Below are 19,684 nucleotides of genomic sequence, written 5' to 3' on the forward strand. Positions count from 1 at the left end.
CACCAGCGCCAATCCCAGCCCTCCCGCCACGCGATGCCCGCAAACACCACGAAACGACAGAACCGAACACGGCACCTGTCAACCATCAACTGGGACTCGACTGTCAAGCATGACCCGGGACACGACACCAAGGCCCACAGCCTGCCGGATGAGAACTTTCATTACGTCTTCAAGGGCGCCGCTACGCGTCGCCGGCGGCCGCCCGCCCCGGCGCGCCGGGCGTGCGGCCTGTTCCGTCCGGTCCCGCCGCGCCGGACCGCCCAGCCGCCCATGAGTCTCGCCCATCCGCCGAAGGCGACTGCCGCTTGACGCGCGTCCAGGACCACAGCCTGTTGTCAGCTCGCGCCTCTATGGTTGCACCCCGGAAGATAAGGCAGGCGCCTGGAGGATGGCAATGCAGTCAGCACACCAAGAACACAGATCCGACCACACAAAACTAGTGCGTAGCTTCTATCTCCTGGAAGAGTCCATGTGCGTCATCGGCGAAGTCGGGTACTTCCGACCGTACGCCACCACGGAGGAGTTGCACGCCCGCCTGGAATCCAAGCTTAGCCACTTCGAAAGTATGGGCAGGCTCCTGAACAACTTCCTGCTCGGTGAAAGTGTCAACGTGTGGACGGTGCAATGCGGGCGACTCGCCGCAGGGCTGGATGTCACCGAATTCGTCAGCGTTCACCTACTGGATGGGGCTACCAGGACCGTATCTACGCACAATCAGCATCGGTATGACTTTTCCAGTCGTAAGCGAACCGACCCGCCCCCTGCGGACGAGGGTGCACGCCTCTCCCTCAACTGGGACGGCACCATTGCCCAATTGCCGCCCCTGGTGGCTCCCCTCGCGTCACCAGGTGACGAGGACTTGGTCGTACAGCTTGAGGGCTCGCACCCAGCCCCTGACATCGATTCCTACATCAACGAACTCATGGAGTCTCAAGCTGATACCGACTTTCCGTGGTTCGGCGTCCTCAACTATGGGTCGCCCACCAGCGTCCCGTGAGCTACTAGACCATGCCAGCAACCGAAACATTGGTTTCGGGCTTACAGAGGCTTGGTGGTTGAGCGAGCTCGAACCAGGGGGCTGCGCCGCCCCCTGGACCCCCACGCGCCGGAGGGCACTCCCGCGCGAAACTGTCTGTCTCTGGCTGGGCGCCGTTCGCGCGGCAGCACCCTCCGGGTCGGTACAGCGTGCTAACGCGAGTGCTAACAACAGCGCTGGATCGCCCTGGACAGCGATGGACGTGCAGGAGAGGCGCGGCCAGGTCAGGGGAGGTCCGTGGACGGGGTTGGACATTGCTGATCTTTCTACGGATCAGATGGTCCAGCCAGAGCACGGCCCCGGCCGCCGCTGAGGTGCACAGGCGTGTACCGCCCAGGGTGCATAGCGGTACGGATCTTCAGCACTCCTGACCTGGCGTGATCGACACGATCCAGACCATCCCCGATGATGGGGGCGTGGGCATCGGCGTTCGGGTTCAGGAGTACAGCGGCGAGGTCGTCGCCACGCTCGACGGCGCGGTTGACGTCCGCCGGCTCTGCGCGCGGGCGGCCACCGATCCCGCCCGGTATCCGCTGCTCACAGGAGTCGACGAGTACGACGACACCTACTTCAACGCCCGCCAAGCCGACAGGCTCGCCTCGGAACTGACGACGCTGGCAGCAGATCACCCCGAACAGGACATGATCACAGCCACAGCGCGCCTCATCGCCCTGACGAAACTGCTCCAGGCGGCGCCTGGACGACCGCATCACCGCCAACTGATCTTCATCGGCGACTGACCGCCTGACCAACCGTCAAATCAATGCCGCGCCATAGTCCACGTTCGACCGTCCCGCCTGTGCGAGCCAGCCGGTATGCCGACAACGACTTTGCCGGGGCCCTGCCACGGGGATAGGGCTGGGTCCAATACGGGTCGAGGTCCGATGCTTGCAGGTCAAACCCGCTGGTCAGACGAGTTAGACGGCGGGACTGTAAATCCGCTGCCAGAGCGTTCCGAAGGTTGGAGGACTTGGCCGTTGGGTCGTTCGTCGGCTGAGCGGAGCGTGAAGCGGGGGCTTCGCAGCCCCCAGCCCCCCGCGGGCCGGAGGGCACGCCCGCGCGAATCTGTCTGTCACACCGTCTCGCCGTTCGCGCGGACGAGCCCTCCGGGGCGGTGTGCGTGCTAACGCGGATGCTAACAACGGGTCTGGATGACCTTGGACTGGCGCGGACGCGCAGGAGGCTGCGCCGCTGGTCAGGGGACGGATGTGGACGGGCCTGGATGGCTCTGATCTTGCTTGTAAACAGAAGGTTAGGGGTTCAAGTCCCCTCGCCGGCTCCAATGATCAAGCTGTGACCTGGGCGTTCTCCCCTTCGGGGAGGGCGCCCGGCTTGTTTTCCGGGTTGCGTGTGCCCGAGGTGTGCCCGAGCGTCCAGGTGTGGTTCTGTCCCTGTGGGTGTTCGGCGGTGCTGGTTGATGACGTCGGCGGCCGCTGTGATGGCTTCGGCCGCTAGCTCGGGCAGGACGCTGGTGTAGGTGTCGGAGGTGATGGCTCGGTCGGAGTGTCCGAGGATCTCTTGGACGATTTTGATGTCGATGCCGGCGGCGAGCATGACGGTGGCGGCGCCGTGGCGTAGGTCATGGAGTCGGATCGGGGGAGCGCGGCCTGGTTGGTGAGGTCTTTGAAGTGTTCGGAGACCGACTGGGGATGTATTGGCTCACCGGTGGGCTTGGTGAACACCAGTCCGTGGTCGGACCAGGCACCCGGTCCGGCCAGATCCTCCAGGGCCTGATGTTCGGCTTGTTGGCGGCGGCGATGGGCCCTGAAGGCGGCGATGGTGGCCGGATCGAGGGCGATCTGGCGGGCGCCCGCCTCGGTCTTGGGGTGGACAGCAGCGGCGTCCATTGCCCGGGTGCGGTCAGCTGGAGGCGGACGGTGAGGACGCCGGTGTCCAGGTCGAGGTCGCTCCAGTGCAGGCCGCATGCTTCGCCGCGGCGCAGGCCGCAGAAGGCGAGCAGGTGGTAGAGGGCGTACAGGCGGTCGTGCAGGGTGTGGTCGAGGAAGGTGCCGGTGTGCTGGGGTGTCCAGACCATGACCGGGCCGGGGATGTCACCGGTGTCGTGCCAGCGGCGGACGCGTTCGGTGGTCCACACCAGCGGTTTGGGCCGGTGGGCGGGTGGCAGTTCCACGTGTGCGGCGGGGTTGAAGGTGATCAGTCCCTGTAGGTGCACGATGGCGGCGTTGAGGGCGGCGCGCAGGGTGGAGCGGATGCGTTGTTTGGTGGCGGGTCCGGCGACCTTCTGCCATTTGAACGCCGCGCGCAGTTCGGGGTCATCGCTGGTGCGGGCGGCGCGGATCTGGTCGTTGCGTTCCTCGATCCAGTCGAACATGTCAGCGATGTGGGCAATGGTGAGCCGGTCCAGGCGGATGTGGCCGAGGTAGGGGATGAAGAACCGGCGGATGTGGCCTTCGTAGAGGGTGTAGGTGGAGGGGCCGATGTTCTTCTTGCCGGCCAGCCATTGGGGGAGCCATTCGGCCAGGGTGGGGATGGCGCCGGGGCGGTGGCCGGTGCGCAGCAGCCAGCCCAGATGCTCGGCGGTAGGAAGGGCGCTGCCGGTGGAGATGGCGTGCTTCACCGCGGCCGCGAGGGTGTCGACGGCCTCGTCGTCATCGGCGTCGACGCCATCGATCAGGGCGGACAGGTGGGTGAGCTGGGCCGTTGCGGTGTCGCGGTCGGCCAGGCTGCCGCGGCGGATGGGGGTGCGCCGGGTTCCGTCGGTGCGAGGCGGCAGTTCCAGGCGGTAATGCCAGCTGCCGTGGCGGGGGTTCCAGGCGCCGTCGCGACGGCGCAGGGACGGGCAGCAGGCCCCGACGGGTTTGCCGGTGTCGGGGTGGCGGCAGCCGCAGCGTTTGTAGATCGATCCTTTCGCCAAGGGTGGTGTCACCTCCTGGGTCGGTGAGTATCTCCAGGTCATCGGGATACTCGGGCGCCCGAGCGTAACGCCGGCGCCCCTCAACAGGCAGACGGCCCGTTGGGAAGGTGAGGATCGCGCTGAACGGGTGGAGATCTCGCGGCGTGCTGTGAGCAATGGCGTCTGACCCGGGCTGTTGGGTTGTCAGCGGTGGCCGGGTCGCCTGGTGGGGCGCACTGTGGTGGCGCTGTCTTCCGGAGTGGGGCCGTTCGGTAGGTCCAGGCCGAGGACACGCAGGAGTTCGGCGGTCGGGACCACATAGGAGCGGCCTAGCCGCAGCACGCGGCAGGGGAACTCACCTCGGCGAGCGAGTTGGTAGGAGGTGTTGCGGCCCAGCCCGAACGCGCGTCCCGCGGTGGGCAGGTCGACCGTGGCCGGCAGGTCGAGTAGCTCGCCCATGGTCATCCGTCGTGTCATAGCCGGCTCGCGCTGTCGGGCCGGTCGGGGAGCAGGCCCAGGCGGCGCAGGGCCAGGAGATGGTAGTCGGCGCGCAGATCGACGCCGACGTAGGAGCGCTGTAGTTGCTGGGCGGCTCGGGCGGTGGTGCCCGCGCCGCTGAAGGGGTCCAGGACGACGCCGCCGGGTGGGCAGCCGGCCGCGATGGCGCGCAGCGGGATGTCGATCGGGAACACCGCGAAGTGTGCCCCGGGGAACGGCCGGGTCGGCACACTCCACACATCACCTGGGTTGCGGCCTTTGGCGGTGTAGGGGTCGTAGCCGGTGCTGATGCTGTTGGGCTTGCTGGCGCATCCGTCCCGGCGGCGTCGCCGCGACAGCGCGCGGGGGTTGGGCCGCATCTCCGGGCTCGGCCCGTATCCGGGGTCATCGCGACGGCGGGCTCCCTGTGCGGACGAGTCCCCGTTCATCCGCTGTCCCGCCTTGTCCGCATCGCCGGTCCCGCGGTCGGCGTCCATCGAGCCTGGGCCGGTCAGCGGGGCGCGGATGGCGTCCAGATCGAAGTAGTAGCGGGGCTGCTGGGACAGCAGAAAGATGAGCTCGTAGCGTGAGGAGAGCCGGTCGGTGACCGACTCGGGCATCGCATTGGGCTTGTTCCACACCACCGCGTTACGCAGATACCAGCCGTCGGCCTGCAGCGCGAACGCCACCCGCCACGGCACCCCGAGCAGATTCTTGCCGCGCAACCCAGCCCGATCTCCAGCCTGCGGTGGCCGGAACGTGCCGTACCGGGCCTTGCGGGCCGGGCTCTGTCGGCGGTTCGCCGGGCCCGACAGGACGCGAAGCCGGTGCGGTGTTAGCCAACACCCTGTCAACACGACCACTCCAACAGCCCGGGGTTTTGCAGAGGAAGACGTCGCGCCCGCATGGTGGGAGGGATGCCGATCTGCAACGGCGTGCGTGGGCGATGGTGAACCGCACGCCGGAGGGAGATCTGTCGCCGGGCAAGATGATCAGCAATGAGATCGGCCGTAGCGCGTTGGGGCGGCTGGTCAAGCAGGCTGGTGCTGCGGGACGGCTCCATGCGATTGCCTCTTGAGGCCGTCAAAGAGGCAGAAGTTTTTGCGTCGACCCCGCACTGACAGCCATCCATCAAGTTTCGGACTGACGCGGTATGGGGGTTTGTGTCCGAGGGGCGATCACACCCGACCGCACATGGCCCGCATGGTGCCCGATCGGCGATCCGTACCAGATCACGATCGGCAGGTAGATCGTCGTGGCTAGCGCCGAACGTGCGTCACCTCTGGCCGGTGTGCGTAAACCTCCGGATTGGTGCGGTTCAGGCTTCTCCGTCTTCGCTTCATCGGAGACGAACGCCGAGCCCGCCGAGCCATCCAGTTTCGGCTGGAGAGTCAGCTTGATGCGCTGAGTTGCGACAGAGCCCTCTTTGCCCTGAGCACCTGCGTCCAGGACCCAAAACCGCACCTTGGCGTTACCGCCCGCCTCCTGGCTGAGTGCAAGGGTCACCTCGAGCTCGATCGGCCCGAGTTCGAACCGCAGCCCCTCATTGGTCCCGGTAGCAATGGCGGTGGACAGCTCCCCGCGAAGCTGATTGATGACCGTGGACAGCTCGATCAAGAGAACCTCCGGTACGAGGAGGATCGCCGGCCCCATCCGGCCTTGCAATCCGGCCGCCCGCATCAGCCGGGCGACCCGGCGGCGGCCGCATTCGGCACCTTCCTGCTTGAGCACGGCGTGGACGCGCGGAGCTCCGCAGGTCCCGCGTGAACGCTCGTGAACTGCGGTGATCTGCTGGGTCAGCTCGGCATCGCGGACCGCGCGCGGACCGGGCTTGGCGCTGCGGCTGGCGTAGAAGGCGGTGCGGGAGACCTTGAGCAGTTCACACGCGCGCTTGACGTTGTGACCGTTCTGCTTCTCCGCCTCGATGAACGGGTGCACCTTCATCGGGTCTTTTCACGAAGAAAGCCGTGGCCCGCTTGAGGATCTCTACGTCCTCCCGGAGTCGGCGGTTCTCCCGCCGCAGCGCGGCCAGCTCCTCGCGCTCGCTGCTGGTCAGGCCGTCCTTTCGCCCGCGTCGACCTCTGCATGGCCGAGCCACAGTCGCACCGCGGTCTCGGTCAGGTCGAAGTCCTTGGCCACCTGACCGACCGAACGGTCACCCCGCCGACACAACTCGACGATCTCGGCCTTGAACTCCAGCGTGAACGAGCGGCGAGGACGTGGCTTCTTCTTCCCCATGCTCGCCATGATGGACATCCTTTCGGGGCAAAACCCCTGATCTCAGATGTCCATCAAAACGGATCACGGCCACCTCCAGAAAGTTCTAGGTAGCGGAGGTATGGGCGTTGTGTGGCGTGCTCACGATCAAGAGCTTGGTCGAGATGTGGCCATCAAGCTTCTGAAGCTAGAGGCGGACGCATCCGAAAAGATCGTCAAACGGTTCATTCAGGAAGCGAGGATTCCCGCCCGCCTGAAGCATCCCGGCATCGTCGAGGTTCACGACCTAGGCCAGGACGGTGATCTCGTCTTCATCGTGATGGAGCTTGTACGCGGCCGGGAGCTGAAGCACTACCTCGGCTTGGTGGACCCGCTGCCCGTGGAGTGGGCACTCTGGATCACCCGGCAGATCACTCAGGCCCTGGAGTACGCCCACAGCTACCTCGTCCACCGCGATCTAAAGCCAGCCAACGTCATGGTTACTCAGGATGGTTACATCAAGATCTGCGATTTCGGCATTGCCAAACCGATTCACGATCTGTCCGGAAGCCCGCTGACGAGGACCGGACAGCAACTCGGCACACCGGCATACATGTCGCCGGAGCAGGCCAAGAGTCAGGCTGTTGATCACCGCTCGGATCTATACTCGCTTGGCTGCGTCGTCTATGAGTTGCTGACAGGGAGCAGGCCGTTTAAGAGCGACAATCATTGGGGGATGCTCCACGCACACATCAACGTGCGCCCTGTGCCGCCGCGCAGGCATAGAGACGATATTCCCGAAGACTTCAACAATCTAGTTCTTAGGCTCCTGGCCAAGAATCCCGAAGACCGGCCTGCCGATGCCTCGGCTGTTCTCGATCTGGTAGACCGGATTGAGCAAGCCGCCCCGGGCCCGGTAGTCACGCCGCAGCCGTGGCCAGGTCCTCCCGGGCGACCCGCCTGCCTGCTCTGGACAAGCAGAAACACCTTTCCCGAGGCGGATAACCACATCAGCTGGAACCACCGCCAGAGGGAGATCTCTCAGGCTCCGAACGCGGTCGTCGTCGCGAACGGCGAAAAGATTACGGCACTGCATCCGACCCTCGGCTGGGAGCTGTGGCAGGTGGACGACGATCGAGGTTACAGCTGGCATACAACAGTCACAGAAGAAATGCTCTATTTGGCAGGAGGGCTCACGGGCTGGAGGCCCGGAGACTCCTTTCTCGTGTCCAGGGATTCGGTAAGCGGAGACGAGAAATGGGCGCGCTCGCTCGACGTAACTCCTCGATCAGCTCCGCTCGTGGTGGACGAGGTGGTGGTCTGCTCGCTCCCCGGCAACCGGCCCGACGGCCCGAGCGTGCACGTATTTGACGCGTCGACCGGGGAGCGCCTTTGGGCGATTGCCGGCCAGGCCCACACCATCCTGTCCAGGGACGAGGCACCATCGCTCTTGTACATCACCGATTCCAAGAATCGGCTTCACGCGTACGAGGCAGACTCCGCTCAGCGAGAGTGGAGCTGCGAGCGCGTAGACGGCGTCGCGCTCGGAGGGGACAAAATTCTTGTTACGAACTGGTTGAGGGACAAACTGACCGTCTACTCGGCGACGTCGGGCACTCGGTTGTGGGAGATCGGGTGGTTGGCACCTAGCCATTCGGCGCTTGCGTTCGGTGCAGACGCGTTCTACGTCGCCGACAGCGAGGGCAAGGTGGTCAGCGCCTTCGCCGTGCACTCCGAGGTGCCGCTCTGGACCCGAGAAGCCGGTGAACCTGGAATCGCGGAGCTGGCCTTTCACAACGGCCTCCTCTTCGTACGCCACATGGCATCCCAGGGAACGCGAAAGCGAAGCGTGCTTCGCGCGCTGGACCCGACAAACGGCGACCCAGTTTGGGAACTGCAAGTCCAGGTGCGCGTGGGAGACCATCCGCATGCCAGCGTGACCCAGTTCTCTGGGGACACGCTGTACTACTTCGAAGACGACCATGTCGTCGCGCATCGGCTTCCTAGCGCTCCCCACAGCTGAAGTAGGCACAACAATCTGAGAGCAGCGCTGGCTGACGACCCTGTCTACAAACCAGTGAGCTCCATCACCGAGCTGATGACTGGCGGGCTAGCGATGACAGCCCAGGGCGACATGGATGAGCTGCGCGCTGCACAGCAGTCACCGTCCACAGACCGCAACCCGGAGCGGCCACCCCTAAGTTAGTTGGCAAGGTCTTCCAATGCGTACGTAAAAAGCCAGGACGATCAAGCGTGGGTCAGTGGTGCGTGTCGCCCAGCGACGGGACCCGACCGCACATGGCCCCCTGTGCAGCAGCGGTAACGGCAGCACGCCAGTCAGCAGGATGGCACGTGGGGTTACGGTCTCAAGCCCCCAGCTACGCGCCCTCACCGCACATGGCTCCAGGGCCTCGCTCAACGCGGTACTCCGGTCTCGCCTAGCAGCGGCTCCCATTCAGAACTCGGTCGTGAGCAGTAGTCATCTCAGATCGTTTCCGAACTGACCTTCACGTGCTCGATTTCCCACATGCCCTGAAGGTCCCGAGGTAGAATCGCTCGCGAAGATCCGTGGGCTCCTCCTCATCAACGGATGGGCCGCCTGTTGGCACAGGTAGGATATTCCGGTTGTCCGGTGCTCGGTCGAACAACCAGTCTCCCACCACTCGGCCCCTGACCACCGTGTAGAACAAGTGAGAGAAGTACCTGAGTCTGACCCTCCGGCTCATACACAGTCAGCCGAACCGAGCGGGCGGAGCTCAGTTCAACCAGGTAAACACCTGGTCGAGCTGAGGGCTGCCCGAACTACCTGGGCCTCGCTCGATCAGAACGAGTGAGAGGCTGAGGGCAGTGCAGACCCAGACTTTGATCGCCGTGGTCATGGCGGTCCTTCTTTTCTGCTCAACGAGTGGCGGAGTCGCCGGCTGGATCAACGCCGCCAACGGCGGAAAGATCCTTCATCAAATCGGCTGGGCAGCCGGGACCTTCGCGGGTGTCCTCTCCCTGACAGTGGCCGTCGCCAGCCTCGTCTCATTGCTGTCATAGCGAGGCGACTTCGCGCAGCGAGGTACCCCTGGCTCGTGCGATTGATGCGGCAGCAAGCACACTCATCGGTCAGTGCGGACTCATGTCGTCCAGCGCGTACGTGGTAACCGGGGCGGCCAGATGCGGCGGCGCGGTCCGCGCCACCCGCGAGGCGATGTTGGCCAGAGCGGGCCTGGCCACCCCGACGCAAATCCCGTGGCGGGACATGCCCGCCGAGTATGGGCCGTGGGGCCGGGTGTACGACCTGTTCCGCCGCTGGCAGCGCAACGGGACCTGGCAGCGTATCTTCACAGAACTCCGGGCCCGGGCTGATGCGAAGGACCTGATCACCTGGGACCTCAACGTCGACTCCAACGTCTGCCGGGCCCACTAGCACGCCGCTGGAGCGCGGAAAAGGGGGACCTGCAGAAGGAGCCGCCCGGCGGTGTCGCAGTCGAGCCCGACGATCACGGCCTCGGGCGCTCGCGCGGCGGCCTGACCACCAAGCTGCACCTGGCCGTCGAGCAGGGGCAAAAGCCCATGTCTATCGTGATCACCGCCGGACAGCGCGGGGACTCCCCGCAGTTCGAGGCCGTCCTGGGCCGCATCAGGGTGCCCCGGCTGGGGCCGGGCAGACCGCGGACCCGGCCGAGGCGGGTGCGCGCCGACAAGACGTATGAAGCGCCCCGGGTCGGATGGAGGCTCGATTCCCTGAGAGGATTGAGTCATGGCACGTTCGTCCCCCTATCCCGCTGAGCTGCGCAATCGCGCTGTCCGTATGGTTGCCGAGGTCGGTCCGGACTACCCGAGCGAGTGGTCGGCGATGAAAGCGGTAGCGACCAAGCTGGGCGTCAAGCACGCCGAGACGGTGCGGTCCTGGGTGCGTCAGTCCGAGATCGATACCGGCGACCGGCCCGGGGCCACCACCGAGGAATCGGTGGAGCTCAAGCGGCTCAAGCGGGAGAACGCCGAGTTGCGCCGGGCGAATGAGATCTTGAAGGCGGCGGCGGGTTTCTTCGCGGCCGAGCTCGACCGGCCACACAGGTACTGATCGCGTTCATCGACGCGTTCAAGAAGGTGTTCGGGGTCGAGCCGATCTGCCGCGTGCTGTCTGCCCACGGCACCAAGATCGCTCCGTCCACCTACTACGCCGCAAAGTCACGTTCGGCCTCGGCCCGCGCGGTGCGCGACGAGTGGCTCAAGACCGAGATCACCCGCATCTTCACCGACAACTACCAGGTCTATGGCGCCCGCAAGATCTGGCGGCAACTCCAGCGCGAGGGCCACCAGGTAGCTCGTTGCACGATCGAGCGGCTGATGCGCGAGCTCGGCCTGCACGGCGCCCGCCGCGGCCGCAAGATCCGCACCACCGTGCGCGACGACAACCATGAACGGGCCACCGATCGGCTGCAGCGTGACTTCACCGCAGCCGGCCCGAACCGCCGCTGGGTGGCCGACTTCACCCATGTGACCACCTGGGCCGGCGTCGTCTATGTCGCGTTCGTGGTCGACATCTTCTCCCGCGCAATCGTCGGCTGGGCAGCCGCCACCAACAAGCGCACCCGGCTGGTGCTCGACGCGCTCGACATGGCGCTGTGGCGGCGCGACCGGGCCGGGCACCCACCCGGACCAGGCCTGATACATCACTCGGATGCGGGCTCGCAATACACCAGTTTCCGCTTCACCACGCACCTGGTGCAGGCCGGGATCGACGCCTCCATCGGCACCGTCGGCGACGCGCTCGACAACGCGCTGATGGAGTCAGCGATCGGCCTGTACAAGACCGAGCTGATCAAATCGCGCGGGCCGTGGAAGACCCTGACCGGCGTCGAACTGGCCACCGCCGAATGGATCGACTGGTACAACACCACCCGGCTCCACGGTGAACTCGGCCACATCCCACCCGACGAATACGAGGCCACCTACTACAAGGAACACACAGAACCGCAGGTCACAGTCACAACCTAGAGCCTCTATCGAAACCGGGGCGCTTCAGTATGCCTCCCGCAAGAACCGCGCCTACCTGCGCAGGCATGGCATTCACTGCACCATCCCGGACAAGGCCGACCAGGCCCGCAATCGAAGGAAACGCGGCTCCCGCGGCGGCCGTCCGCCGAAGTTCGACCCGGAGGACTACAAGGCCCGGCACGCGGTCGAGTGCGGCATCAATCGCCTCAAAAGGCACCGCTCCGTGGCCACGAGGTACGACAAACTCGCGGTCTGCTACGAGGTGACCGTCCTCGTAGCGGCAATCAACGAGTGGCTGTGACCAGCACATCCGACGCCATGGCCTCTCCGAGGCGGCCAGCAGCTGATGAACCGCTCGCCCACGCCTGAGCGCTACGGCGTCTGATGGGGGATGCCTGTCAACGCCGGTGATGTCAGGAAGGTGTCAGGCAGAAGGGGTGGCCAGCCGGATCCAGGAGTACCCGCCAGCGTCCGTCGCCGGGCTGATGGTCCGGTTTGGCCGCGCCGAGTTCCAGCGCCAGCTCTTCCATCGCATCGAGGTCGTCAGCGCGGAGATCCAGATGGAACTGTTGTGGCACGTCCTGACCCGGCCACTGCGGAGCCCGGTATCGGTCAACCCGCTGGAATCCCAGATCACAGCCGGAGCCGTCCGTCAGAGCGACGAACCCGTCCGTATTGAAGAGCTCGCGCATCCCGGTCAGTGCACCGTAGAAGCCCGCCAGCGTCTGCGGGTCGGCACAGTCCAGAGTCACCCCTCGCAGTTCAGCGCCTGGCACCATTCGCTCCTTCGTGTCCGCGCGTCTGTCTCCGTAAGCCGCCGCCGCACGCGACCACCGGCCACAGCCACACCGTACGCGCCACATCCACCGCTGACGTAGCGGTTTACCCCTGCCTCAGGGCAACGGGTGGCTGTGACCGGCGCTTTCGATACACGCCCTAGCCCTCGTGTTCCCCACGATCATCCTCCTGGTCATCCCGCAGGGATACGGCCTCGATCACCACTCCGGGACCAAGCCGCGCAAATTCACACCCGCGGACAACCCCCACTGCGCCCGACCGCCGGACTGCTCGTTCGCGTTCGTCTGGGAACTGCCGCCCGGCGCTGTCGCCACCACCACGTTCAAGGTCTCCAAGGGGTTCACCGAGCAACCCGTCAACGGCTTCCACGGCACCGTCGCGGTCGAGAAATGCAAAGGAGCGAGGATCGGGCTCGCCCTCGCGGGTGCCGGATCCGCCTCGGTCACCGGCTCCCGCTTCACCGACGCCCCGCTCAAAGACCTCGCCAGGGGGATCCCCGCCAAGCCGACCCGGCTGACGTTTACCCTCCGCAGGCTCGACGACCGCCACTGCACGGCCCAACTCATCTGGAACGGCGAAGGACTCTCCTTCGACCACATCTTCAAACTGAGACAGACATTCCGCGACGACCGGCCCGCGACCGGCTGAGAGGCCACCCGGACCCTCCGAGCGCGTACGGGGCGGGCCGGATGGCCCTTGGGCACTATCGCAGGTCAACCACGATGGGCCCGTGAGACCTTGCCCGGACGCGCCCCGCCCAGCACAGTTGATCTTTGAAGCGAGATCGGTACGCAACGTCGACTTTCAAGGAGATCGCAGTGCGCCACGTCCTTCGCAAGACCGCGCTGGTCACCACGGCGGCCGCCGCAGGGTTGGCCACCCTGAGCACGGGCGCGTCCGCCAACGCCGATGCCGCCGTCGCCGGGGTCACGAAGCATACGATCTCCTGCAAGAGCAAGCAGGGCGACAAGGCGACCCTCACGGTCTACAAGACCAGCATCGGCTTCGACGATCTCAAGTACAAGATCACGGTCAAGGGCCACGGGAGGCGCAAGGCCAACGACATCGAGGTCAAGGACGCGGGCGCCATCGGCGGCACCGAGAAGTACGTCAAGAGGAACGCCTGGTCCGGCAAGACCTACAGGTGGAAGAGGGACCTCTACGGCCGGTCCGCCGGTTATGTCCACGTGAAGTTCATCTTCGATATTCCCAAGAAGGACGACCACTGGTGCAAGACGAAGAAGTTCCTCTGACCCACACGCCCGCCACGTGACGCGGGGGGCCGCCGGACCGTCAGGCGACGCCTTCGGCCAAGGCCGAGTCGCTCGTGATGAGGCCGACCAGCTCGGTCCGGGAGGAGATGCCGAGCTTCGGGAAGATCTTGTAGAGGTGGTACTCCACGGTCCGGGGGCTCAGGAACAGCTGGGCGGCGATGTCCCGTGTGGAGTGGCCGTCGGCGACCGCCTGCGAGATGCGCAGTTCTTGAGGGGTGAGGCGGGTCAGGGTGTCCACGTCACGGCGGCGGGTCCGGGCGCCCGTGGCGCGTAGCTCGCCTCGGGCACGCTGTGCCCACGGTTCGGCCCCCTTCATCGGTCTGTCGGACCGTATTGCCCGTATGGGTTCGCGGCGCCTGGCCTGACCGTCGCCGGGTGGGCCGGTGCCCGGTTGATAGCGTCGGCTGGTGGATGCTGTCGAGTTGAACGTTGATGTGCCGCACTCGGCACGGATCTACGACTACCTGTTGGGCGGCAAGGACAACTACACGGCCGACCGGGCGGCCGCGGCCTCGATCGTGGAGGCGTCGCCGAGTCTGCCGGTGTCGATGCGGGCGAACCGGCGGTACATGGTCCGAGCGGCCCGCCACCTGGCCCAGGAGCGCGGCATCCGCCAGTTCCTGGATATCGGCACGGGTATCCCGACGTCGCCGAATCTGCACGAGGTGGTGCAGCAGGTGGCGCCGCAGTCGCGGGTGGTGTACGTGGATAACGACCCGATCGTGCTGGTGCACGCCAGGGCCCTGCTCAACACCGTCCCTGAGGGTGCCACCGCCTATATCGACGCCGACCTGCGCAACGTGCGGGCGATCCTGTCCGCTGAGGAGTTGACCGGCACGCTGGACCTGACGCGGCCGGTCGCGGTGAGCCTGATCGCCATTGTCCAGTTCGTCGTGGACGAGGACGAGGTGTACCGCATCATCGATGCGCTGATGGCGCCGTTGCCGGCCGGTAGCGCGCTGGCCATCTCGACGGTTACCGCGCACAATCCACAGGCCGTCAGCGCGGCCCAGGAGTACACCGCCCGCGGGATCCCGGCGAAGGCGCGCACCGACGACGAGGTGCGGGCGTTGTTCCGCGGCCTGGGCTTGGTCGAGCCGGGCGTGACGCTGGTGCACCGGTGGCGACCCGATGATGAGGACGCGGCCGTCGACGACACGCACGTGCAGATGAGCGGCGGCGTGGCCATCAAGACCGGCTAGAGGCCACGGGGTCGTTGCGGCAGCTAGAAGAGGGGTGTTCATATCATTTGCCCTGGCTATGGACAGGTTGCCGTGGAGAGCAGACGCTTCACGCGGACGGAGTCCAACATCTGAAAGCCTTTGGCCAGCAACTCCTCGTAACTGTAGGAGTGCGTGATGTCGAGATTGTCGAGCTCCCTGGCAAAGGACTCGGGGGCGCTGGCGATGAAGATTCGGTAGTCGAAGGTATCTGGGCCCTTCTCCCCGACCGTTAGAGGCCGCGGTTTCCAGGTCTGCGCGGTACCTGGCCTGATCGGCCGTGTCAGGTAGTAGGTGCGTTGTGGGTCGGAGCGGCGCTTCCGCTTGCTGACTCGCCCTACTGCATGCACACCCGCGACGAGGGTGTGGCCAGGCTGGGCTTGCCGGTGCCGACCACGGCGACGCACCTCGTGACGGGGATCGGCGCTTCCCGGTCCGCCGTCTCGGTGGAGGGGTAGATCAGCCGTGGCTCCACCAGGGCGGCAGGTGACGGCGTGGCCGCTGGGAGGCCGGGTTCGGCAGGAGAGCCATCGCTTCCTCTCATCGCCTTCCACAGGCCGAATCCGTCATTGGTCGCGCTCACATACGCAGGCGGCACCATGATCACGGCAAGAACCGTCGCTGTCACTGCAATGCGAGTCGGGGTGCCGAAGCACCGATCGATGATGGCCTTGAAGGCATACAAAGCGGACACCCAATCCCTGAGGGCCATAGTCAGATATTGGACTATAGAGTTTCTTTGATAGAGGTGTTGTGCTCTATGCAAGAAAGGCTTGGATTGTGCGCCTGATGTTCGGCGGCAGGCTCGGCTCGGGCCATGGGTGAGAGCGGATGTACTAGTGCCTGTTCGTAGTCCGGATCACAGCGTTCGCCCTCCGTGCGAACGCTGTGGCCTGGTAGCACGGCGCCATGAGGCGTGGTGACCTGACCGGTGACGAGTGGGAGTTGATCGAGCCGCACCTGCCGTTGGGTGTGTCCGGGCCGATCGGTGACCTGCGTAATCAGTTCAACGCGGTGATGTGGAGGTTCCGGACCGGTAGCCCGTGGCGGGATGTGCCCGATGCCTGCGGCAACTGGTCGACGATCTACGACCGGTTCCGGGGCTGGGCACGCCAGGGGGTCTTCGAGAACCTGATGAACATGGTGATCAGTGAGGCCGCGGCCCGGGGCGATGTCGATCTGGACCTGGTCAGCGTGGACTCCACCGCGGTCCGCGCGCATCACCACGCCGCCGGGATGGTGGTCGCGCCGCAACGGCTCAAAGAACTGGAGCGGGCCATGGCCGAGGAAAAGGGGCTACGCCAAAGGGACAAACCAGGCCCATGAACGGGCAGTCCGAAAACCGGCCCTACCCAGATCGGGAGCACGCCGCCGGCTGCGCCGTCGCCGCAAAGCCCGCCTGAAGGCCGCCGACCTGGGCAGGTCCCGGGGCGGCCTGACCAGCAAATTCCATCTGGCCGCCGACCGGCGCTGCCGCCCGCTGTCGCTGGTGCTCACCCCCGGACACGCCACCGACAGCCCCCGTTTCATCCCGGTCCTGGACAAGATCAAGGTGCGCGGCCCGGTAGGCCGTCCACGCACCCGGCCTCGGGCAGTCGCCGGCGACAAGGCCTACTCCTCCCGCGCCAACCGCGCCTACCTGCGCAGACGCCACATCAAGGCGGTGATCCCGGAGAAGGCCGACCAGGCGGCCAACCGCAAAAAGAAGGGACGCTCGGGTGGTCGCCCGGTCGGTCACGACGCCGAGCTGTACACCGACCGCAACACCGTCGAACGCCGCATCAACAAGTTCAAGGAATGGAGAGGGCTGGCCACCCGCTACGACAAGACACCCAACAGCTACCTCGCCGGGCTCCACCTACGCGGATGCATCATCTGGCTGCGCAGCCTGCCAGCCCTCCCGTGATCTGAACTAAGAACCGGCCCTAGTACTCCAGTCGTAGATCGTGATCTTCATGTCTGAGTGGCTTGTCGCCGGTAGTGGCTGGCCTGGGATCGGGCCTGGTGGCGGCGCCGCCAGTCGGACCAACCGAACCGGTGGGCGGCATCGTGGACGGGGCGGACAACGAGAGTGATGAACAGGCGCTGGATCTCGTTGCAGGTGAGCGGAATGAGGGCATCGGGTGTGGGGCGGGTGTGCTCGTCTGCGCGTATGACCGCGAGGAAGGCGTGCGCGAGCATGGCGAGGGTGACCTTCCGCTCGTCTCCAAGGACGACGGAGGACTCTACGACGAAGGCGCCGAGTCCGGAATCGCGGGCTGGGGCAACACGACACCCGACGGCGGAACGACGGGTGTGCTGCACGCGGCAAAGGTGCCCACCGTCAGTGACGCACGCTGCACGGAGGCGTACGGAAGCGACTTCCCTGGCATCGTGTGCGCCAGTGACCGGGCCGACGGCGGCGTGGATTCCTGCACCTACGACAGCGGCGGCCCACTCGTCATCAAGGGACGGCTCGCCGGTGTCGTCTCCGGCGGCGGCAGCGACGCCGACGGCGAGAAGTGCGCCCAGCCGCATTTCCCCGGCATCTACACGCGCCTCAGCAACTACCGGGACGCTCTCCACAAGGAGATAGCGACTCCGTAGTTTCTGTTATCGGCCCCCCGCGTGCCTAGTCTCCCATGCATGTGGCTCACGAAGACCTGCCGCGCGGCGGCGGCGCTCACCCTCCTTTCGGCGCTCCCCGTGCCGCCCGCCCGTGCCGCTGCCGCCGCGGACATCACCGCGGCGATCCGCGCGAACCGCGACGTCACCCTGACCGGCGACGCGGTGGTGCGGCTGCCCGGCGGTACGACGACGTACTCCGGCGCCATCCGCGGCACGGGCACGCTGACGGTCGGCGGAAGCGGCACGCTCGTCCTCACCAAGGACAGCGACTTCACGCTCCCGCCCTCCCGGCGGCGGCAGAAGGTGCTCACCACCACCGGCCCGCACCCCGTCACCAGGATCACCAATCCGGATCCGCCCGCCGTCGTCGTCGAGCGCGGAGCCACACTGCAGTACGGGTCGGGCAAGGGCGCGGCCGGAGTGATCGGGCACTTCGACGACCGGCCCGGATTCCAGCTCAACCACCTCAACATCAGGGTCGACGGCCGTCTGGACGTCGCCGTGCACCGCAAGCTGCACCTCGGAATCATGAGCGGCTCCGGGTTCATCTCCGCCCGCCGCTTCACCTGGCCCGGCCTGGTGCTCGCCGGCGACCACCCGTTCTCCGGCGTCCTCTACAACGGCACCGCGATGGACGTCGGCGCCACCACCTACATGACCCGACTGCCGAACGTCCGGAAGATCGTCAACCAGGGCTCGGCCATCCATGACATGCCCCTGGGCCAGCGACTGGTGATCGGCGCCGACTTCTACTCCCGCGAGTGGGGCAACGACATCAACTTCCACTCCCGGCCGGGCGGAAAGGTGGTGATGACCGGCGTCTACAGCTGGGCCGACGCGGGCCCCGACACCGATCCCCGGCTGAGCGACCCGTCGCTGAACTACAAGGTCGTCGCGCACCGGCACAACAAGCGCGGCATCAACATCGAAGGCGCGAACGTGCAGTGGGGCGACGGCACGCACCACCGGTTCTTCCTGCCGGGCAACAAGAACACGGTCTACATCAACATGCACCAGCGCCGGTGGCGCTCCCGGCTGACCTTCGACTACAACGGCCCCGTCACGCTCGGCGCCCCCATTTCCGGCGGCATCTACCACGACACCCTTTCCGCCCCAGGCCTCGGCGACGTCGTCATCGCGGGCACGCGCGGCAACGACGTGACGTTCGCCGCCCCGCAGAACTACGACGGCAGCACGACCATCGGCAAAGGCGCCACCCTGCGCCTCGGCACAGGGAAGGCAGGCGGAGACGGCTCCCTGCGCGCACGCTCTTCTCTCTACCGAATCGTGAACAACGGCTCGCTGGTAGTGCAGAACACCAAGACGTCGCTTTCTTTGTCTCGCATCAACGGCACAGGCTCGTTCACCCAGGCGGGCCCGTCCACCACCACATTGACGAGCAGAATCACCTACACCGGCGCGACCGTGGTTACGCGCGGCATCCTTGCCCTGCGCAGCAACGCCACACTCGCACGCAGCAGCGGCGTCGCCCTCACCAAGCTCGGCGCTCGCCTCGATCTCACCCGCGCCGGAAAGCAGACCGTCAAAAACCTCAGCCAGGCGCCGGGCACCACGCTCAAGCTCGGCCGCCACCCCCTGACCGTCACCGGCACGACCACCCTGCACGGCAGGCTCGCGATCACCGCTCCACAGCCCACCCTGATCAACAACACCGGCACCCGCCCGGTCTCCGGGACCTTCCAGGGCCTTCCCGAGGCAGCCGCCCTCAACGTCTCCGGCAGACGCCTCTACATCAGCTACAAGGGCGGCAACGGCAACGACGTCGTGCTCAGCGCCACCCGCCCCGTCGCCGCGGCGCACGGCGCGGCCGGTAACACCGGGCCCAAGCGGCTCAACTCCAGAAACAGCGGCAACAACACCATTTCCGGGAACGCCTTCGGCCTGGTCGTCGTCTTGCTCCTGATGTTCGTCGTCCTCTTCGTTCTGCGACGGAAGTCAAAAGGAACGACGAACGCCGCCCCCGTCCGGCGGCATCGTCACGGGTGAAAAGCGTGTGGCCGCCGACGGACAGCGTCGGCGGCCACACGCTTCGGTCAGGGACGTTCGCCGGGCTTGTCGACGATCCCGGCGGCGAGGCGGACCGTGATTCCCACCAGGGTCCCCTTCTTCACCACGCGCGGGGGTTCGCCGTCCGACCTGATCGTTTCGTCCTTGCTCGTGACCAAACGTTGCCCCAGGTAGGCGTAGGTCTTCGGATCGAGCAGCACCCCGA

General features: G+C 66.1%; 22 protein-coding genes, 2 pseudogenes and 1 other annotated feature. Of the genes and pseudogenes, 13 read left to right on the forward strand and 11 right to left on the reverse strand.

The window, feature by feature from the left end:
- Window positions 1–439 precede the first annotated feature (439 nt).
- Together ACH34W_RS47475 and ACH34W_RS47480 are read left to right on the forward strand one after the other, a co-directional pair.
- Complete coding sequence (locus ACH34W_RS47475) at window positions 440–997, forward strand: hypothetical protein (protein WP_395967855.1); 558 nt, start codon at window positions 440–442, stop codon at window positions 995–997.
- A gap of 416 nt (window positions 998–1,413) precedes the next feature.
- Window positions 1,414–1,776, forward strand: coding sequence for a hypothetical protein (locus tag ACH34W_RS47480; protein ID WP_395967856.1), 363 nt, complete (start codon window positions 1,414–1,416; stop codon window positions 1,774–1,776).
- Window positions 1,777–2,296: 520 nt separating this feature from the next.
- Here ACH34W_RS47480 and ACH34W_RS47485 read toward each other — a convergent pair.
- The 6 genes from ACH34W_RS47485 to ACH34W_RS47510 form a co-directional block, all read right to left on the reverse strand.
- A complete protein-coding gene (locus tag ACH34W_RS47485) occupies window positions 2,297–2,590 on the reverse strand; it encodes a hypothetical protein (RefSeq protein ID WP_395967857.1) in 294 nt (97 codons plus the stop codon).
- 25 nt (window positions 2,591–2,615) lie between these two features.
- A complete protein-coding gene (locus ACH34W_RS47490; RefSeq protein ID WP_395967858.1) occupies window positions 2,616–3,911 on the reverse strand; it encodes a tyrosine-type recombinase/integrase in 1,296 nt (431 codons plus the stop codon).
- A gap of 183 nt (window positions 3,912–4,094) precedes the next feature.
- Window positions 4,095–4,355: a DNA-binding protein gene (locus ACH34W_RS47495; RefSeq protein ID WP_395967859.1), complete on the reverse strand. Its 261-nt coding sequence runs from the start codon at window positions 4,353–4,355 to the stop codon at window positions 4,095–4,097.
- Between the two features lie 8 nt (window positions 4,356–4,363).
- Window positions 4,364–5,224: a DNA-methyltransferase gene (locus ACH34W_RS47500; RefSeq protein ID WP_395967860.1), complete on the reverse strand. Its 861-nt coding sequence runs from the start codon at window positions 5,222–5,224 to the stop codon at window positions 4,364–4,366.
- 274 nt (window positions 5,225–5,498) lie between these two features.
- On the reverse strand, window positions 5,499–6,311 hold the full coding sequence (locus ACH34W_RS47505) for a trypco2 family protein (RefSeq protein WP_395967861.1): 813 nt from the start codon (window positions 6,309–6,311) through the stop codon (window positions 5,499–5,501).
- 108 nt (window positions 6,312–6,419) lie between these two features.
- The gene (locus ACH34W_RS47510) at window positions 6,420–6,614 is read right to left on the reverse strand and encodes a transposase (protein ID WP_395967862.1); all 195 of its coding nucleotides are present in this window, start codon (window positions 6,612–6,614) and stop codon (window positions 6,420–6,422) included.
- Window positions 6,615–6,651: 37 nt separating this feature from the next.
- Between ACH34W_RS47510 and ACH34W_RS47515 the strand changes: the two genes are divergently transcribed.
- From ACH34W_RS47515 to ACH34W_RS47535, 5 genes are all read left to right on the forward strand, one after another.
- Window positions 6,652–8,586, forward strand: coding sequence for a protein kinase (locus ACH34W_RS47515; protein WP_395967863.1), 1,935 nt, complete (start codon window positions 6,652–6,654; stop codon window positions 8,584–8,586).
- A gap of 1,101 nt (window positions 8,587–9,687) precedes the next feature.
- Window positions 9,688–9,978, forward strand: coding sequence for a transposase (locus tag ACH34W_RS47520; protein WP_395967864.1), 291 nt, complete (start codon window positions 9,688–9,690; stop codon window positions 9,976–9,978).
- A 29-nt stretch (window positions 9,979–10,007) separates the two neighbouring features.
- Window positions 10,008–10,340, forward strand: a complete 333-nt coding sequence (locus ACH34W_RS47525; protein WP_395967951.1) for a transposase — start codon at window positions 10,008–10,010, stop codon at window positions 10,338–10,340.
- A protein-coding gene (locus ACH34W_RS47530; RefSeq protein WP_395967865.1) for an IS3 family transposase occupies window positions 10,312–11,552 on the forward strand; the annotation gives its coding sequence in 2 pieces (ribosomal slippage) (window positions 10,312–10,594 and window positions 10,594–11,552; 1,242 coding nt in all). The genes ACH34W_RS47525 and ACH34W_RS47530 overlap by 29 nt, the downstream gene beginning before the upstream one ends.
- Window positions 10,590–10,721: a sequence feature (AL1L pseudoknot), on the forward strand. Its footprint overlaps the gene before it by 132 nt.
- Window positions 11,467–11,853 (forward strand): transposase, encoded by a 387-nt coding sequence (locus ACH34W_RS47535; protein WP_395967866.1) that lies wholly within the window; start codon window positions 11,467–11,469, stop codon window positions 11,851–11,853. Before ACH34W_RS47530 ends, ACH34W_RS47535 begins: the two co-directional genes overlap by 86 nt.
- 112 nt (window positions 11,854–11,965) lie before the next feature.
- On the opposite strand, the gene ACH34W_RS47540 is transcribed toward ACH34W_RS47535, so the two are convergent.
- Window positions 11,966–12,304 carry a VOC family protein gene (locus tag ACH34W_RS47540; protein ID WP_395967867.1) on the reverse strand — a complete coding sequence of 113 codons (339 nt, stop codon included), beginning with the start codon at window positions 12,302–12,304 and terminating at the stop codon, window positions 11,966–11,968.
- Between the two features lie 193 nt (window positions 12,305–12,497).
- Between ACH34W_RS47540 and ACH34W_RS47545 the strand changes: the two genes are divergently transcribed.
- Window positions 12,498–12,998 carry a hypothetical protein gene (locus ACH34W_RS47545; RefSeq protein ID WP_395967868.1) on the forward strand — a complete coding sequence of 167 codons (501 nt, stop codon included), beginning with the start codon at window positions 12,498–12,500 and terminating at the stop codon, window positions 12,996–12,998.
- A gap of 170 nt (window positions 12,999–13,168) precedes the next feature.
- Entirely contained in the window at window positions 13,169–13,603 is a 435-nt protein-coding gene (locus ACH34W_RS47550; protein WP_395967869.1) for a hypothetical protein, read from the forward strand.
- Window positions 13,604–13,643: 40 nt separating this feature from the next.
- On the opposite strand, the gene ACH34W_RS47555 is transcribed toward ACH34W_RS47550, so the two are convergent.
- Entirely contained in the window at window positions 13,644–13,940 is a 297-nt protein-coding gene (locus ACH34W_RS47555) for a helix-turn-helix transcriptional regulator (RefSeq protein WP_395967870.1), read from the reverse strand.
- Window positions 13,941–14,031: 91 nt separating this feature from the next.
- On the opposite strand from ACH34W_RS47555, the gene ACH34W_RS47560 reads away from it, so the two are divergent.
- Window positions 14,032–14,826, forward strand: coding sequence for an SAM-dependent methyltransferase (locus tag ACH34W_RS47560; protein ID WP_395967871.1), 795 nt, complete (start codon window positions 14,032–14,034; stop codon window positions 14,824–14,826).
- 355 nt (window positions 14,827–15,181) lie between these two features.
- Here ACH34W_RS47560 and ACH34W_RS47565 read toward each other — a convergent pair whose 3' ends face one another.
- On the reverse strand, window positions 15,182–15,451 hold the full coding sequence (locus ACH34W_RS47565; RefSeq protein ID WP_395967872.1) for a hypothetical protein: 270 nt from the start codon (window positions 15,449–15,451) through the stop codon (window positions 15,182–15,184).
- 302 nt (window positions 15,452–15,753) lie between these two features.
- On the opposite strand from ACH34W_RS47565, the pseudogene ACH34W_RS47570 reads away from it, so the two are divergent.
- Window positions 15,754–16,750 (forward strand): annotated as a pseudogene (locus tag ACH34W_RS47570) (IS5 family transposase).
- A 47-nt stretch (window positions 16,751–16,797) separates the two neighbouring features.
- Here ACH34W_RS47570 and ACH34W_RS47575 read toward each other — a convergent pair.
- Window positions 16,798–17,043: pseudogene (locus ACH34W_RS47575) on the reverse strand (IS701 family transposase); the annotation flags it as partial.
- Here ACH34W_RS47575 and ACH34W_RS47580 point away from each other — a divergent pair.
- Window positions 17,014–17,430: a trypsin-like serine protease gene (locus ACH34W_RS47580; RefSeq protein ID WP_395967873.1), complete on the forward strand. Its 417-nt coding sequence runs from the start codon at window positions 17,014–17,016 to the stop codon at window positions 17,428–17,430. The pseudogene ACH34W_RS47575 and the gene ACH34W_RS47580 overlap by 30 nt on opposite strands.
- Window positions 17,431–17,469: 39 nt before the next feature.
- Window positions 17,470–19,458, forward strand: coding sequence for a hypothetical protein (locus ACH34W_RS47585; RefSeq protein WP_395967874.1), 1,989 nt, complete (start codon window positions 17,470–17,472; stop codon window positions 19,456–19,458).
- 47 nt (window positions 19,459–19,505) lie between these two features.
- Here ACH34W_RS47585 and ACH34W_RS47590 read toward each other — a convergent pair whose 3' ends face one another.
- Entirely contained in the window at window positions 19,506–19,679 is a 174-nt protein-coding gene (locus ACH34W_RS47590) for a hypothetical protein (RefSeq protein ID WP_395967954.1), read from the reverse strand.
- Window positions 19,680–19,684: the final 5 nt, after the last annotated feature.

Origin of the sequence: Actinomadura sp. 6N118 (genome assembly GCF_044326415.1) — a bacterium.
Taxonomy (GTDB): Bacteria; Actinomycetota; Actinomycetes; order Streptosporangiales; family Streptosporangiaceae; genus Spirillospora.

What these genes read in the sequence shown, in the direction of transcription:
- ACH34W_RS47485 (WP_395967857.1), bottom strand. Translation starts at nt 2,590, where the DNA reads ATGCTCGCCGCCGGCATCGACATCAAAATCGTCCAAGAGATCCTCGGA.
- ACH34W_RS47585 (WP_395967874.1), top strand. Translation starts at nt 17,470, where the DNA reads ATGTGGCTCACGAAGACCTGCCGCGCGGCGGCGGCGCTCACCCTCCTT.
- ACH34W_RS47510 (WP_395967862.1), bottom strand. Translation starts at nt 6,614, where the DNA reads ATGGCGAGCATGGGGAAGAAGAAGCCACGTCCTCGCCGCTCGTTCACG.
- ACH34W_RS47495 (WP_395967859.1), bottom strand. Translation starts at nt 4,355, where the DNA reads ATGACCATGGGCGAGCTACTCGACCTGCCGGCCACGGTCGACCTGCCC.
- ACH34W_RS47520 (WP_395967864.1), top strand. Translation starts at nt 9,688, where the DNA reads ATGTCGTCCAGCGCGTACGTGGTAACCGGGGCGGCCAGATGCGGCGGC.
- ACH34W_RS47505 (WP_395967861.1), bottom strand. Translation starts at nt 6,311, where the DNA reads ATGAAGGTGCACCCGTTCATCGAGGCGGAGAAGCAGAACGGTCACAAC.
- ACH34W_RS47515 (WP_395967863.1), top strand. Translation starts at nt 6,652, where the DNA reads ATGTCCATCAAAACGGATCACGGCCACCTCCAGAAAGTTCTAGGTAGC.
- ACH34W_RS47555 (WP_395967870.1), bottom strand. Translation starts at nt 13,940, where the DNA reads ATGAAGGGGGCCGAACCGTGGGCACAGCGTGCCCGAGGCGAGCTACGC.